This window comes from Variovorax sp. CF313, assembly GCF_000282635.1.
Taxonomy (GTDB): Bacteria; Pseudomonadota; Gammaproteobacteria; order Burkholderiales; family Burkholderiaceae_C; genus Variovorax.
The window spans coordinates 1-13,571 of sequence record NZ_AKIW01000120.1 but is presented as its reverse complement, the minus strand read 5'-3'; the positions used below and the strand labels follow the sequence as shown (position 1 = coordinate 13,571).

Annotated in this window: 14 protein-coding genes; 3 read left to right on the top strand and 11 right to left on the bottom strand. The window is 67.1% G+C overall.

Annotated elements, in window-relative coordinates; all coding sequences use genetic code 11:
• Positions 1 to 26 precede the first annotated feature (26 nt).
• The 8 genes from PMI12_RS25430 to PMI12_RS25395 all read right to left on the bottom strand — a co-directional run bounded on the left by PMI12_RS25430 (position 27) and on the right by PMI12_RS25395 (position 7,875).
• Positions 27 to 731, bottom strand: coding sequence for an ABC transporter ATP-binding protein (locus PMI12_RS25430; RefSeq protein WP_007838284.1), 705 nt, complete (start codon positions 729 to 731; stop codon positions 27 to 29).
• Positions 724 to 1,491: an ABC transporter ATP-binding protein gene (locus tag PMI12_RS25425; protein WP_007838283.1), complete on the bottom strand. Its 768-nt coding sequence runs from the start codon at positions 1,489 to 1,491 to the stop codon at positions 724 to 726. Before PMI12_RS25425 ends, PMI12_RS25430 begins: the two co-directional genes overlap by 8 nt.
• Positions 1,488 to 2,450 carry a branched-chain amino acid ABC transporter permease gene (locus tag PMI12_RS25420; RefSeq protein WP_007838281.1) on the bottom strand — a complete coding sequence of 321 codons (963 nt, stop codon included), beginning with the start codon at positions 2,448 to 2,450 and terminating at the stop codon, positions 1,488 to 1,490. Before PMI12_RS25420 ends, PMI12_RS25425 begins: the two co-directional genes overlap by 4 nt.
• 127 nt (positions 2,451 to 2,577) lie before the next feature.
• Positions 2,578 to 3,438, bottom strand: coding sequence for a branched-chain amino acid ABC transporter permease (locus PMI12_RS25415; RefSeq protein ID WP_007838278.1), 861 nt, complete (start codon positions 3,436 to 3,438; stop codon positions 2,578 to 2,580).
• A gap of 19 nt (positions 3,439 to 3,457) precedes the next feature.
• Complete coding sequence (locus PMI12_RS25410) at positions 3,458 to 4,654, bottom strand: ABC transporter substrate-binding protein (protein WP_007838277.1); 1,197 nt, start codon at positions 4,652 to 4,654, stop codon at positions 3,458 to 3,460.
• Positions 4,655 to 4,750: 96 nt separating this feature from the next.
• The gene (locus tag PMI12_RS25405) at positions 4,751 to 5,074 is read right to left on the bottom strand and encodes a 2Fe-2S iron-sulfur cluster-binding protein (RefSeq protein ID WP_007838275.1); all 324 of its coding nucleotides are present in this window, start codon (positions 5,072 to 5,074) and stop codon (positions 4,751 to 4,753) included.
• 11 nt (positions 5,075 to 5,085) lie between these two features.
• Complete coding sequence (locus tag PMI12_RS25400) at positions 5,086 to 6,531, bottom strand: glutamine synthetase family protein (RefSeq protein ID WP_007838274.1); 1,446 nt, start codon at positions 6,529 to 6,531, stop codon at positions 5,086 to 5,088.
• Between the two features lie 9 nt (positions 6,532 to 6,540).
• Positions 6,541 to 7,875, bottom strand: a complete 1,335-nt coding sequence (locus PMI12_RS25395; RefSeq protein ID WP_007838273.1) for an aromatic ring-hydroxylating dioxygenase subunit alpha — start codon at positions 7,873 to 7,875, stop codon at positions 6,541 to 6,543.
• A gap of 262 nt (positions 7,876 to 8,137) precedes the next feature.
• Between PMI12_RS25395 and PMI12_RS25390 the strand changes: the two genes are divergently transcribed.
• Entirely contained in the window at positions 8,138 to 8,872 is a 735-nt protein-coding gene (locus PMI12_RS25390; protein WP_007838272.1) for a GntR family transcriptional regulator, read from the top strand.
• Positions 8,873 to 8,959: 87 nt separating this feature from the next.
• On the opposite strand, the gene PMI12_RS25385 is transcribed toward PMI12_RS25390, so the two are convergent.
• Positions 8,960 to 10,459 carry an amidase gene (locus PMI12_RS25385; RefSeq protein ID WP_007838271.1) on the bottom strand — a complete coding sequence of 500 codons (1,500 nt, stop codon included), beginning with the start codon at positions 10,457 to 10,459 and terminating at the stop codon, positions 8,960 to 8,962.
• A gap of 105 nt (positions 10,460 to 10,564) precedes the next feature.
• Positions 10,565 to 11,371: a metallophosphoesterase gene (locus PMI12_RS25380; protein ID WP_007838270.1), complete on the bottom strand. Its 807-nt coding sequence runs from the start codon at positions 11,369 to 11,371 to the stop codon at positions 10,565 to 10,567.
• Between the two features lie 80 nt (positions 11,372 to 11,451).
• Here PMI12_RS25380 and PMI12_RS25375 point away from each other — a divergent pair, with 80 nt between their 5' ends.
• The gene (locus PMI12_RS25375) at positions 11,452 to 11,670 is read left to right on the top strand and encodes a hypothetical protein (RefSeq protein WP_042674327.1); all 219 of its coding nucleotides are present in this window, start codon (positions 11,452 to 11,454) and stop codon (positions 11,668 to 11,670) included.
• 9 nt (positions 11,671 to 11,679) lie between these two features.
• Here the strand turns inward: PMI12_RS25375 and PMI12_RS25370 are convergent, their stop codons facing one another.
• The gene (locus tag PMI12_RS25370) at positions 11,680 to 12,660 is read right to left on the bottom strand and encodes a LysR family transcriptional regulator (RefSeq protein WP_007838267.1); all 981 of its coding nucleotides are present in this window, start codon (positions 12,658 to 12,660) and stop codon (positions 11,680 to 11,682) included.
• 123 nt (positions 12,661 to 12,783) lie between these two features.
• Here PMI12_RS25370 and PMI12_RS25365 point away from each other — a divergent pair, with 123 nt between their 5' ends.
• Positions 12,784 to 13,326 (top strand): hypothetical protein, encoded by a 543-nt coding sequence (locus tag PMI12_RS25365; RefSeq protein WP_007838266.1) that lies wholly within the window; start codon positions 12,784 to 12,786, stop codon positions 13,324 to 13,326.
• The last annotated feature ends 245 nt before the right edge of the window (positions 13,327 to 13,571 follow it).

Here is a 13,571-nt window from a genome sequence, read left to right as displayed (position 1 = left end):
AAGCCGGTTCCGCGGTGTTCTGGCAATCAAACCCCGACGCCCAGCAAGCCTTCCAGCAGTTCCTGGTTCGAAGCCAGTTCGCTGCTGGGCCCCGCGTGCACGACGGTCCCGCGCTCCAGCACGATGGCCTTGTGGGTCATCTCCAGCGCCAGCACAGGGTGCTGCTCCACCACGATCGACGCCAGTCCTTCCGACTCGCACAAACGGCGAATAGCAGCAGCCAGCTCTTCCACGATGATCGGCGCGAGGCCCTCCATCGGCTCGTCGAGCAGCAGCAGCTTGGGGTTGGTCATCAGCGCGCGGCCGATGGCCAGCATCTGCTGTTCTCCGCCCGAGAGCTGGTTGCCGTAGTTGCCGCGCCGCTCGCGCAGGCGCGGGAAGAAGTCGTAGACGCGCTGGAGGTTCCAGCCGCCGAGCCGCGAGATCACGGTGAGGTTTTCTTCCACCGTGAGCGACGGGAACACCTCGCGCTCCTGCGGCACCCAGCCCAGCCCCGCACGCACGCGCTGGTGCGACGGCCAGCGCGAGATGTCGGCGCCCTGCCAACGGATCGCGCCCTGCATCACGCGGGTGTTGCCCATCAGCGTTTCCAGCAGCGTGGTCTTGCCCACGCCGTTGCGCCCGAGGATGGCGAGGCTCTCGCCTTGCTGCAGCGAAAAGTCGAGCCGGTCGAGCACGACGGCGTTGCCGTAGCCGGCGGTGATGCGGTCGAAGGCGAGTGCTTCAGGCATGGTGATGCGAGCTTCCCAGGTAGACCTCGCGCACGCGCGGGTCGGCGCCGATGTCCGAAGGCGTGCCCTCGGTGAGGATGCGTCCGCCGACCAGCACCGAGATGCGGCGCGAGAAGCGGAAGACGAGCTTCATGTCGTGTTCGATGAACAGCACACTGATGTCCTGCGGCAGCGCCGCGATGGCCTCGAACAGCTCGCCGCTCTCGTCCTGCGGCACGCCGGCGGCGGGCTCGTCGAGCAGCAGGATGCGGGGCTTGGCCGCGAGCGCCAGCGCGATCTCGAGCAGGCGCTGCTTGCCGTAGGCCAGCTCGGCCACGGGCACGTCGGCCAGGCTGTCGAGCCTGAGCGTGCCGAGCAGCGCATGCGCTTCGTCGAACACCGCGCTGCAGCCCTTGAGCGGCCGCCACCAGGTGGCGCCCAGCCCTTCGCGCTCGCTGATCGCCAGCACCACCGACAGCAGCGGCGTGAGGCTGGGGAACAGCGTGTTGATCTGGAACGTGCGCGCCAGGCCCATGCGTGCGCGCTTGTCGCACGACAGGCGCGTGATGTCGCGTTCGCCCATGTGGATCGAGCCGCTGGTGGGCTTGAACACGCCGGTGAGCAGGTTGATGAGCGTGGTCTTGCCGGCGCCGTTGGGGCCGATCAGCGCTTGCCGCGCGCCGGGTTCGAGCGACAGGCTCACGTCGCTCACGGCCTGGAACGCGCCGAAGCGGATGCCCAGGCCCTGGGTGCGCAAGGTGTGCGTGGTGCTCGAGCTCATCGCGCCTTCCCCGTGCGAACGAAGCGCGACAGCGCGCCCATGATGCCGCCGCGGCCCAGCATGACCGCCGCGATCAGGAAGATGCCGAGCCAGAACATCCAGTACTGGGGGGTCATGTCGGCGAACCAGTCGTGCACGAGCATGTAGACGATGGCGCCGATCAGTCCGCCGTACAGACGGCCGGTGCCGCCCAGCACGAGGATGATGAGCACTTCGGCCGAGCGATTGAAGCCGATCGACTCGATGCCGACGAACTGCGTGGTCTGCGCCAGCAGCGCCCCCGCCACGCCGGCCACCGCGGCCGAGAAGGCATAGGCCATGCGCAGCCGCGCCTCCACCGGCGAGCCGATGGCGAGCATGCGCTTGCGGCTGTCGTGGATGCCGCGAAGAGCCAGGCCGAAGGGTGAGCGCAGCACCCGCCGCACGAGCAGGAACATCGCGAGCACCACGCCGAAGGCATAGCCGAAGGCGGTCTTGCCGTAGAGGTCGAAGTCGAAGAGGCCGAGCACGGGTGCAATCGCCACGCCTTGCAAGCCGTCGGTGCCACCGGTAATGCCCGAGAGGCGGTTGGCCACTTCGAACAGCAGCACGCACACGCCGATGGTGATCATGAGCCGTGTGAGGTCGGCGCCGCGCACGACGAGGTAGCTCAGCACATAGCCCAGTACGCCGCACACCGCGAGTGCGAACAGCAGGCCGGTGAAGGGCTCGCTCCAGCCGTACTTGGCGAGCAGGCCGGCCGCGTACGCACCAGCACCGAAGAAGGCCGCATGGCCCACGGTGAGGATGCCCGCATAGCCCAGCGCCATGTCGAGCGACACCGCGAAGAGGCCGAAGATCATCACCTGGCTCATCAGCGTGAGCTTGTCGGGCAGCAGGAAGAAGCTCGACGCCAAAGCCAGCCAGAAGGCGATTTCGGCAGCGCGCAGTTGAGTGGGGGAGAGGGTGACTGGCTTCATGCGCGTTCTATCGCTTGTGCTTGTCTTGAGCGCTGCTGTTCGGGGTGCGTGCACAGGGCGTCGGGTACTCCCCCTCCGCGAATGTCCACCGTGTCGGCGTGAGTGCACCCCGAAGGAAACGCGCACATCATGCGAGCCCCTTCTTCACGACGATGCCGTTGGGCCGCACCAGCAGCATGACGATCATGAAGACGTAGATCAGAAAGGCGCCAGCTTCAGGCAGGTAGTACTTGCCCGCCACGTCGACGATGCCGACCAGCAGCGCCGCGATGAACGGCCCGGTGACGGTGCCCGCGCCGCCCACGCACACCACCATCAGAAAGTAGACGAGGTACTTGAGCGGGAACGACGGCTCCAGCCCCAGCATGCCGAGGCTCAACGCACCGCCAAGACCGGCGAGGCCGCAACCCAGGGAGAAGGTCAGGAAGAACAGGCGCTGCACGTGAATGCCGGTGCCGCCCGCCACGCGCTGGTTGTCCACCGCTGCACGCACCATCGCGCCATAGCGCGTCTTGCCCAGGCCCAGCAGCAACGCAAGCAGCACGGCCACGCCGCAGACGATCAGGAACAGACGGTAGCGGCCCACCTCCAGGCCCAGCAGCGACACCTGGCCGTCGAGTGCCGGCGGCAGCGTGAAGGGCTGCATCGTCGGGCCGAAGAAGTACGTGAACGCGGCGATCGACACGAACACCACGCCGATCGACAACAGCACCTGGTCGAGCGGGTGCGCGCGGTACAGCCGTCGGTAAAACACGAACTCCAGCACCGCGCCCACCACCGCCGCCGACACGAAGGCCGCTGCCAGCGAGAGGCCGAAGCCCAGGCCAAAGTGGTTCATCAGCACGCTGGCCACGTAGCCGCCCACCATCGCGAAGCTGCCGTGCGCGAGGTTGACGAAATTCATGAGCCCCATCGTGATGGACAGGCCCACGCCGATGAGGAACAGGAGCATGCCGTAGGCCACTCCATCGAAGATCACGATGCCCATGAATTTCCTGCTGGCTTGCTTACTTGGCGGCGGCTTCCTTGGCCGGGTCTTTCACGCGGTCGAACTTGTCGAACTCGACGTTCACCAGCTGGCCGTTCACGCGCTCCGTCTTGCGGATGTAGACGGTCTGCACGATGTCGCGCGTGGCCGCATCGATCTCGATCGGGCCGCGCGGGCTCTCGAAGCTCAGGCCCTTGAGCGCGTCCATGAACTTGTCGCCGCCGGTGTCGCCCTTGGTCTTGGCCAGCGCGAGGTCGATGGCGGCCATGGCGTCGTAGGCGGTCACGGCAAAGTAGCTCGGGCGCAGCCTGGTGCCGTTGTCGGCGGCGAAGTCCTTCACGAACTTCTGGTTCTTGGCCGAGGGGTGCGCGAAGGAGTAGTGGTGGCTGGTGACCAGGCCCAGCGCCACGTCGCCGGTGGCGTCGAGGTAGCTGTCGTCGGTGGCCTCGCCGGTGGCGTAGAGCTTGATGCCGGCCTGTTCCATGCCGCGCTCCTTCCACACCTTCAGGAAGGCCGGCGGCATCACGCCCGAGGGGAAGAAGAAGAACACGGCCTGGGGCTTGGCATCCTTGATGCGCTGCACGTAGGCCGAGAAGTCGGGGTTGTTCATCGGCGTGCGCACTTCGCCCGAGACCTTGCCGCCGCCGGCGGTGAAGGTCTTCTTGAAGGCGGTTTCCGCATCGACGCCCGAGGCGTAGTCGGCCACGACCGTGTACGCGTCCTTGATGCCTTCCTTGAGCATGTAGCGCGCCATCGGGTCGGTGACCTGCTGCACGGTGAACGACAGGCGCGCCACGTAGGGCGAACTGTTGGTGATGGCCGAGGAGGCGGCGTTCATCACGAGGGTCGGGATCTTCGCCTGCGTGGCGATGGCGCCCACGGCGTATGCGTTGGGGCTGAAGTCCAGGCCGGTAAGGATGCTCGCCTTGTCGCGCACGATCAGCTCCTGCGCGATGCGCTTGGCGGCGTCGGGCGCGGGGCCGGCGGTGTCTTTCTTGATGATCTCGACCGTGCGGCCACCGACCTTGCCGCCATGCTCCTTCAGGTAGAGCGCGATGCCGGCGTCGAACTGGCGGCCGTAGTCGGCGTAGGGGCCGGAGTAGGTGGCAATGAGGCCGATGCGCAGCGGCTCGTCGGCGGCCTGCGCCGCGGCACCCAGCAGGCCGAGGCCGGCCAGCAGCAGGGTCGAGAGGATGGTTCTCTTGGTCATCGTCATTGGAAAACGCCTTTCAGGTGGAATGGATGCGGCCGCTCGGGCGCCGCTGTCGTGTAACCGGATGTGCAAAGCGGGCGATGATGCCCGAGCCGCGCTTCAGATCTGGGTATCGGGCACGCGCACCGTGAGGCCATCGAAGGCCGTGGTGATGTTGAGCTGGCAGCTCAGGCGCGAGCCAGGCTTGCGCTCGGAGGCGACGGCGTCGAGCAGCGCGCTCTCCATGTCGTCGGGCGGTGGCAGCAGGTCGACGAAGGCGTCGTCCACGTAGACGTGGCAGGTGGCGCAGGAGCAGCAGCCGCCGCACTCGGCGTCGATGCCGCGCACGTTGCCGCGAATGGCGGTCTCCATCACGCTGGCGCCGACCTTGGCGTCGACCGCGCGCGTGGCGCCGTCCTTGAGGATGTAGTGGATCGTGGGCATGGGTCTCGGGGCTAGAACATGTCGAAATACTCTCGGTGCTCCCATTCCGAGACCTCGAGGTTGAAGCGGGCGATCTCCGCTTCCTTGATGTGGCAGAGGTAGTCGACGAAGGTCTTGCCCATCTGCGCGTTGAGCATTTCGTCGCGGCGCAGGCAGGCCAGCGCCTCGCCCAACGAGCGCGGCAGTTGTTCGGCCGGCGTTTCGTAAGGCGCGTCGGCCGAAGGGCCGGGGTCGGTCTTGTGGTGGATGCCGTCCAGGCCCGAGAACAGCTGCGACGCGAGGTACAGGTACGGATTGGCCGTCGGCTCGCCCACGCGGTTCTCGATGCGCGAGGCGTTCTGCCCCACGCCGCCGAGTACGCGAAGCATCGCGCCGCGGTTGTCGCGTGCCCAGATCGCACGGTCGGGCGCGAGCGAGAAGGGGCGGTAGCGCCGGTAGCCGTTGATGGTGGGGCTCGCCAGCGCGGCCGCGCCGCAGGCGTGCGCCTTCAGGCCCCCGAGGTAGTGCATGCCGATTTCGCTCAGGGTCTGGCCCTCGGCCTGCGGCATGAACGCGTTCACACCGTCGCTCTTGCGGCGCAGCGACTGGTGCAGGTGCCAGCCGCTGGACATCACGTTCGGGATCTTCGGGCGGCACATGAAGGTGGCATGCAGGCCGGCGCGCTGGCAGATCTGCTTGATGGCGCTGCGCAGCAGCACCATGGTGTCGGCGGGCATCACGCCGGCGGTGGGGCCGAAGGTCAACTCGAACTGGCTCGGGCCGAACTCGATCTCGAGCGAACGCAGCGGCAGGCCGAGCGCGATGAGGTTCGAGCGCAGCAGCTCCATCAGCGTGTCGACGCGGTCGTAGCGCAGCTCGGTGAGGTACTGGTGCCCGTGCGACAGCAGCGACACGCGCGGCGGCTCGCCCGGCTGGCCCGAATCGGCCAGGCCCATGCGTGCGTCGTCCAGCTTGAAGACGTGGAACTCGACCTCGAGGCCGGCGATGAAATCGAGCCCCAGCTCGTCGAGCTGGCGCACCGCGCGCTGCAGGATCTGCCGCGTCGCGAAGGGGCAGGGCGTGCCGTCGGCCATGTAGGCGTCGCACATCACCCAGCCGGTGCGCGACGACCATGGCAGCACCTTGAACGTGGCGGGGTCCGCCACGATGGTGAAGTCCGCGCCGCCCTGCAGGCCTTCGATGGCGAAGCCGCCGCCTTGCGTGAACACCGGGAACACGGTCTTGTGGGATGTGTCCTTAGCGAGCAGGGTGGAGGTGAGGTTCACGCCTTCCCATAGCGCCGAGCGCGCCTCGGCGGCAACGAGCGTCTTGCCGCGCAGGATGCCGTGCTGGTCGGGCCAGGCGAAGCGGACGAGGTCGACCTCGCCGCTGTCGATGCGGCGCACCAGTTCCCTGGCTTGCGCGTGCTGGTCGTCGGACCAGAGACCGAAGCGGTCGACGAATGTGTGGCTGGTCATGGCGCGTGTTCAGGCAGCGAGCCGTGCAGAGGCCCAGTCGGACTTCAGGCGGCGCGCGCGGTCGGCGTCCTGCCAGTAGGCCTCGGTGGCGGCTTCGTCGCTGATGTTGCGGCCGATGCCGTCGATGGAGGGCGGCCCGGTCATCGCGCTGGCCTGTGCGGCGTCGATGAGCATCGGTGCGCTCTCGCCGGCCAGCGTGGCCTCGATAGCCTTCACCAGCACGCGACGGTAGGCAATGATGCCCTTGTCGGTGCTGCCCAGGTGCTCGCGCGTGCGGTCCTGGATCGGGCCCTGCGACTCCACCGCCCATTGGTCGTGCACGTTGATGTCGTCGCCCATGCCGGTGTAGGTCTCGGTGAGCTGCTCGTCGATGCTGTAGCCGTAGTTGTTGCGCTTGTTCTTGCGCGAGGTGTAGTCGGGCAGCTCGTAGAGCTTCAGGCGCTGGTCGCGCATCTGCTGCTTGTCGACCGGGCCGGTGAAGCTGGTGAAGATGGCGTACCAGTAGCAGTGCGTGTCGTCCACGGGCACGTGCCATTGCGAGATGGTCATCTCGGCGCTCATCGGGATCACGAAGGCCTGCGGGAACACCACGTTGGTCACGCGCACGTGGGTGGTGTCTTCGGAGAGCTTGCGCAGCGCCTTCAGGCGAAAGCCGTAGTCGGTGGGCTCGACGCTGATGTCGGGGCGGTCGTACTCGCGCAGCACCTTGGTGATGGGCATGTCGGAGTCGGCCGAGGCGCCGCGGAACTGCTTGCCGTAGCTCCCGGAGGTGTCCTCGTCCTCGAAGAAGCGGTGCAGGTACGAGGCGTGTGCCGGGTCGATGCCCACTTCGAGCGCCTGCAGCCAGTTGCACTCGAACAGGCCCTTGAAGGCGAAGGTGTGGCTGTCTGGCGCGACGAAGCAGTCGAACTCGGGAAAGGCGGGGGGCTCGCCCTCGCCGATGTAGGCGAAGATCACGCCGGCCTTCTCGACCACCGGGTAGGCCGATTGCTTGATGCGGCTGCACAGCTTGCTGGTGGCGGGTTCGGCGGGGGTTTCGAGGCAGTTGCCCTTCGCGTCGAACAGCCAGCCGTGGAAGGCGCAGCGGATGCCGCCGTTTTCGAGCCGGCCGAAGGCGAGGTCGGCGCCGCGGTGCGGGCAGTCGCGGTCGAGCATGCCGAGCTGGCCGCTCTCGTCACGGAACAGGACGAAGTCCTGCCCCATGAGCTTCACCGGCTTGACCGGGCGCGGGCCCGCCAGTTCGTCGACCAGGGCCACCGGCTGCCAGTAGCGGCGCAGCAGCTTGCCGGCGGGCGCGCCGGGTCCGACGCGGGTGAGAAAAACGTTCTGCTCTGCGCTGATCATCGTGCGGGCTCCATCGTGGGGACTGTGGAAAGAGGCTTGCATTCACTGCATGCAACTGTATGCATTCTCTTGGTGATCCTCGATCCAGGTCAAACTTTCATCTGCGATTCAGCCCCAATCTGGGGCTTGGGAAGGCAAAAATCAGGGTAAATGCTGAGCGTATCGTCGGTTTTTGACACTTGTCTCTTAGTTGTGCATGCAACATCCGAGCCAGGCTAAATATGCTGCGTGCAATGGCGGGTGTGTCTCCTAGAATTCGGCGATGGACTCCCAACAATCCCGCGTGCTCGTGCAACTGCGCGACATGATCCTCAAGGGCGAATTCGTGCCCGGAGAGCGGCTGGCCGAGATCCCGCTGGCCGAGAAGCTCGGGGCCTCGCGCACGCCGGTGCGGCTGGCGCTGGCCAGCCTGGAGCACGAAGGGCTGATCGAGCAGTCGCCCTCGGGCGGCTACCAGATGCGGCGCTTCACCTCGCAGGAAGTGGCCGACGCCATTCGCGTGCGCGGCGTGATCGAAGGCTTCGCGGCACGCCTGCTGGCCGAGGACGGTGCGCCGCGCCAGCTGCTGCGCGACCTGAAGGATTGCCTGGAAGCCGGCGACCGCGCGGTGAACAAGCCCAGCATGGAGATCGACGACTACGCGGCCTACGTCGAGATGAACGACCGCTTCCACAAGCTGATCGTCGACGGATGCGGCAACCTCGCGCTCAAGCGCGTGATGGACATGCTGGGCGGCCAGCCTTTCGCCGCGCCGAGCGCCATGCTGCCAATGCAGTCGTCCATGGAAGAGGGCCAGCAGTGGATGCGTCAGGCGCACCGCACGCACCACGCGATGGTGCAGGCCATCGAGCGCGGCCAGGGCTCGCGGGCGCAGGCGCTGGGCGAAGAGCACGTCGAGATCGCGCGCATGAACCTCGACTACGCGCTGGAGCGGCCGGAGCTGGCGGCCGAGCTGATGCCCGGCATTCGCCTGGTGTCCAAGGGCCGCAGCGCCTGAGCGGGCAAGGGCTGTTTCGCCGATCCGTCGGCATCCGCTGCGCCTGCCAGGACTCGCGAAGAGGCCGCCGCGCAGGCGGGTGCCGTATCAGCTGCTGAGCGCGCGCCGCGGCGTCACCACGGCTTCCACCGCCGCGCCGACCGCGAGCAGCCGGTGGTCGGTGTTGCCGATGCCGGCCACCATCAGCCCGACCGGCGCCGTGCCGACGTCGTGGCAAGGCACCGAGAGCGCGCAGCCGTCGAACAGATTCACCACGGAGGGGTTGCGCAGCATGCGGGCATTGATGCGGTAGTAGGTGTCGTCGTCCTTCAGCACCTCGGCGATCGGTGGTGCGATGTCGGGCGTGGTGGGCATCAGCATGGCGTCGTAGCCGGCGGCCGCCGTGTTGATCGAGCGGATGAACTGGCGGCGCAGCGCCTGCAGCTGCAGGTAGTCGGGCGCGGTGATGGTTTCGCCTGTCTTGATGCGGGCGAGCACGCGCGGGTCGTACTTGGCGGCGGCGCTCTTGATGAAATCGCGGTGCCAGGCGAAGGCCTCGGCGGCGGTGATCATGCCGCGCGGGTTGATGGTCGGCGCCTTCGCGAACTCGGCCATGGGCAGTTCGGTGACCGTGGCGCCGGCGGCCGAGAGCTTGGCCAGCGCCGACGCGAAGGCCGCGGCCACGGGCGGCGACAGGTCGTCCTGGAAAAAGGTCTTGGGCACCGCGAAACGCAGGCCGCGCAGCGGCAGCACGCGCAGTGGGCGCGGCAGTTCGGCGGCCAGCACGGAGTCGAGCAGGGCGCAGTCCTCCACCGTCCAGGCCATCGGTCCGGCCGAGTCGAAGGAGGTCGACAACGGCATCACGCCGTCCAGCGGAATGCGCCGCTGTGTCGGCTTGAAGCCCACCAGCCCGTTGAGGGCGGCCGGAATGCGCAGCGAGCCGCCCGTGTCGGTGCCGATGGCGCCGGCTGCCATGCCGTCGGCCACCGAGATCGCGCCGCCCGAAGTCGAGCCGCCCGGGATGCGGCCGGTCGCGCGGTCGTAGACGTTCTTCGGCGTGCCGTAGTTCGGGTTGATGCCGAGGCCGGTGTAGGCGAACTCGACTGTATTGGTGCGCCCGATGATGATCGCGCCGGCGCGCCGCAGCCGCTCGACCACGAGGGCATCGCGCGCCGCCGGCGGCTGGCCGGCCAGCACTGTCGAGCCGCCGAGCGTGGTGATGCCGGCTTCGTCGAACAGGTCCTTGAGCGAGATCGGGATGCCGGCGATCGGCGAAGCGGCCGCGCGGCCGCTCTTGCGTTCGGTGTCGAGCTGCGCCGCAGCGGCGCGGGCCGAGTCGGCGTGCACGCGTATGAAGGTTCGAGCGCCTTCGCCGGCCGGGTTCTGGATGGCGGCCAGCGCTTCCTCCACCAGTTGACTGCTGCTGAGGGAGCCGGCGGCGAGGCGGCGTGACATCTCGACCATCGACAACTGACCCATGGCCTTGCCCGCGCCTTCGCCCGGACCCTGGGCGAAAGCCCGGGGCCAGACACCCAGCAGGCCGGTGGCAGCGGCGGCGCCCGCGGTCTGTTTCAGGAAAGTGCGTCGTTGTTCTTGCTGTTGCGTCATGGCGCTCTCCTCCATCGGTGAGATGGGCTCGGATCAGTCTACACAGCGGCAGTGGCGCGTACGTTGCCGGCCGTTACCGTGTTACAGCGCGTGCCGATGTTCTTTTCAGCGCACGTCGATCAGCAGGTGGGGCCTGAAGCCCTCCTGCTCGCCATTTCGCGCGTAGCCCAGCGGATTGGCTACCACGCGGCAACCATTCTTCACATAGTCGGAAGGGCAATGCAGATGACCGTGCAGCCACAGCTTGGCGTGGGGCAGCAGTTCGTCCAGCGCATTGCAGAAACCGGCCGTGCCGGGCGTCAGGCCGTAGCGCGGGTCGCCGCTCTCGAGACTGGGTGCGAAGTGGGTGATGGCCACCGTGGTGCCGTCGAAAGGCTCGGCCAGCGCCTCGGTGAGCCAGGCCTGGCAGGCCAGCGCCTGGTCCCGCAGCTGGGGGGCGAGGAAGAGTTCGCCGTTACGCATGGTGGCCGCTTTTTCAAGGTAGAAATCGGCCGCGCGCATCGCCTTGCCGCGTTTCTTGAGCGCCTCGGCCAGGCTGTCGGCGGGTTCGGCCAGCGCGTCGAAATCAGCCCACAGCGTCGTGCCGACAAAGCGGATGCCGTCGATCACCCGCGTTTTGCGCTCCAGCCAGAGGATGTCGAGCTCCTCGCAGAGTGCGCGCAGGCGGCCGTGGGTCTCGTCGAAATCGAGGTTGTCGTATTCATGGTTGCCTGGCACATAGACCACCGGCACCGGCCAGCCGTTGCGGGGCGAAAATCGGCCCAGGCCGAAGTCGGCATCGGTCAGGCGGGAGCCCTGCTGGTAGGAGCCGATGTCGCCCGCAAGGATCAGCATGTCGGCACCCGGCACGGGCTCGGCATGGAAGCGGGGATGGGACTCCAGGTGCAGGTCGGAGAGCAGTTGAAGCTTCATCGTCGGGGCAGTCTAGGTGAATTGCCCCATGCATGAAGCGCATAAGGCTTGGCTTGAATTACTAGGGATAACCCTTATTCTTGAACCATCAACCACTCCAGCGCCGCCACGAGCCGCGCACCGTCATGTTCAGCCTCATTGCCCAAGTGGCCCGTTTCTTCCGTTCCACCGCTGCCAACGCCCCGGCCAGCCATGCCGCCGCGCTGATGGAAAGCGCCGACATGCGCGCCGGCCGTGGAGCCCACCACGCGCAGGAACTGCGCGCCGCCGCCTCGGCCTGGCTCAGCGTCGTTCGCTGATCTCTCCGGTCAGCCGGGCACCTTCTGCCCAAGGACCGACCCGGCGAAAGCCGCGGCTGCCGAGCGCAACAACGCCGTTCGCAGCCATTCGTGCGCATGCCCGTGCTGGGCGCGCCGGTGCCAGATGGCATCCACATGCACCGGCGGCTGGTCGAAGGGCAGGTCGCGCAGCACCAACTGGTCGTCGATGCCGGTCACGGTCACGAAGTGGCGCGGCAGCACTGTCAGCAGGTCAGAGTTGGCGACCACCCGTCCCGCCGTGAAGAACTGGTTCACCGTCACCACGATGCGCCGCTCACGGCCCAGGGCGCCCAGCGTCTGGTCGATGAAGCCGTATGGCCGCCCCGAAAAACTCACCAGCAGGTGCCGCGCCGCGCAATAGTCGTCGAGCGTAAGGGGCGCATTGGCCAGGGGGTGCCCGCGCCGCATCACGCATACATACTGGCCCAGGTAGAGCCGCTGGGTTTCAAACGCGACCCCCGCGCCGGACTGCCCGCGCGCCGCGAGGCTCGCGATCACTGCCGGGAAATAGCCGACGGCCACATCCACCTCTTCCAGTTCCAGCATGCGGCGCGGGTCGCGCGTGGTCAGCGGGAGCACGCGCAGCGAGATGGCAGGCGCCTCCTTTTCGGCGATCTGTACCAGTCCGGGGACCAGTTCGGCCGCGGTGGCATCGGCCATCGCTAATAGGAAGGTGGTGTCGGCAACCCCTGCATCGAACTCGCCGGGAGCCAGCGTGTGCTGCAGCTGGCGCAGAGCGTCGCGCACTGTCGGCCACAGCGCCAGCGCGCGCGGCGTGGGTTCGACGCCGGCGCCGGAGCGGCGCACTAGCTCGTCTCCCAGCACTTCGCGCAGGCGCCTCAGTGCGTTGCTCACCGCCGGTTGCGTGATCGAGAGGTTGCGGGCGGCGCGCGTGAGGTTGCGCTCCGCCATCACTTCGTCGAAGACGCGAAGCAGGTTGAGGTCGAGCGTGCGAAAGTTGACGTCCATCAATCCTGTGAATGATAAACATCAGAAAGATAAAGTTGATGCGCACTAGGGTAAGCCCTAATATCACTGCATCGGCCTTGTTCGCCACCACTGATTACCACACTGTCCCAGGAGGGATGCATCATGACCAGCTTCGTTCACGTTGACCAACCTACTGTCCACCCCGGCGTGCGTCGCGCCGAAGTCATGTTCGGCCAGATCCAGGCCGCTCGCGCCGGCGTCAACGGCGCCCGCCCGCTCGTCGCGCTGCTGATCGTCGCCATCGCGGCGGCGGTGCTGGTGGTGACCGACTCCCTCGTTTCCAATTGGAACGAAGGCGGCCTGCTCGCTGTCTGGGCCGTGTTCTGCCTCACTGCCATTGCCTTGTTCGCGCTGTTCGCAGGCTCGGTGCGCCAAAGCAGCATCGCTGGTGCCTGGCGCGCTGCCGCCGAACGCCGCGCCGCTGCCCGTGCCGACGCCCGCTTCCTGGAAACTGCCCAGAACGACCCGCGCATCATGCAAGAGCTGCAGGCTGCGATGTGGCGCCAGCAATCGGAAGGCACAGTGCCTGCCGCCGAAGCTGCCAAGATCGACGCACTGGCCCGCACCAGCGCCCGCTCGCAGCAAGTGCGCATGCCCACGCTGTATGAAGCGATGCGCCGCATGAACAGCTCGCGCTATTACTAAGCAGCAACCTGCTGAATGCGAAAGCCGCTCTTGAGCGGCTTTTTTCTTGTCTGTATGGAGAGAGGTGGACTCGTTCACTGAAGGGGAGGAAGCCCTCGATGACTTTCGGAAGGCTTCTTTGAAGGCCGAGCGAAAAAATCCCTGAAGGTTGACGATGCGGACAAAAACGATGCATAATCGAAGGCTACGCTGACAACGCCTTCGGGTGTTATGAGTAGGCGGTCCTCCCAGGAGTTCTGTTTGCG

Excerpts from the sequence above, each read along its gene's own strand:
- PMI12_RS25430 (WP_007838284.1), bottom strand. The coding sequence starts at position 731 with ATGCCTGAAGCACTCGCCTTCGACCGCATCACCGCCGGCTACGGCAAC.
- PMI12_RS25425 (WP_007838283.1), bottom strand. The coding sequence starts at position 1,491 with ATGAGCTCGAGCACCACGCACACCTTGCGCACCCAGGGCCTGGGCATC.
- PMI12_RS25420 (WP_007838281.1), bottom strand. The coding sequence starts at position 2,450 with ATGAAGCCAGTCACCCTCTCCCCCACTCAACTGCGCGCTGCCGAAATC.
- PMI12_RS25415 (WP_007838278.1), bottom strand. The coding sequence starts at position 3,438 with ATGGGCATCGTGATCTTCGATGGAGTGGCCTACGGCATGCTCCTGTTC.
- PMI12_RS25410 (WP_007838277.1), bottom strand. The coding sequence starts at position 4,654 with ATGACGATGACCAAGAGAACCATCCTCTCGACCCTGCTGCTGGCCGGC.
- PMI12_RS25405 (WP_007838275.1), bottom strand. The coding sequence starts at position 5,074 with ATGCCCACGATCCACTACATCCTCAAGGACGGCGCCACGCGCGCGGTC.
- PMI12_RS25400 (WP_007838274.1), bottom strand. The coding sequence starts at position 6,531 with ATGACCAGCCACACATTCGTCGACCGCTTCGGTCTCTGGTCCGACGAC.
- PMI12_RS25395 (WP_007838273.1), bottom strand. The coding sequence starts at position 7,875 with ATGATCAGCGCAGAGCAGAACGTTTTTCTCACCCGCGTCGGACCCGGC.
- PMI12_RS25390 (WP_007838272.1), top strand. The coding sequence starts at position 8,138 with ATGGACTCCCAACAATCCCGCGTGCTCGTGCAACTGCGCGACATGATC.
- PMI12_RS25385 (WP_007838271.1), bottom strand. The coding sequence starts at position 10,459 with ATGACGCAACAGCAAGAACAACGACGCACTTTCCTGAAACAGACCGCG.
- PMI12_RS25380 (WP_007838270.1), bottom strand. The coding sequence starts at position 11,371 with ATGAAGCTTCAACTGCTCTCCGACCTGCACCTGGAGTCCCATCCCCGC.
- PMI12_RS25370 (WP_007838267.1), bottom strand. The coding sequence starts at position 12,660 with ATGGACGTCAACTTTCGCACGCTCGACCTCAACCTGCTTCGCGTCTTC.
- PMI12_RS25365 (WP_007838266.1), top strand. The coding sequence starts at position 12,784 with ATGACCAGCTTCGTTCACGTTGACCAACCTACTGTCCACCCCGGCGTG.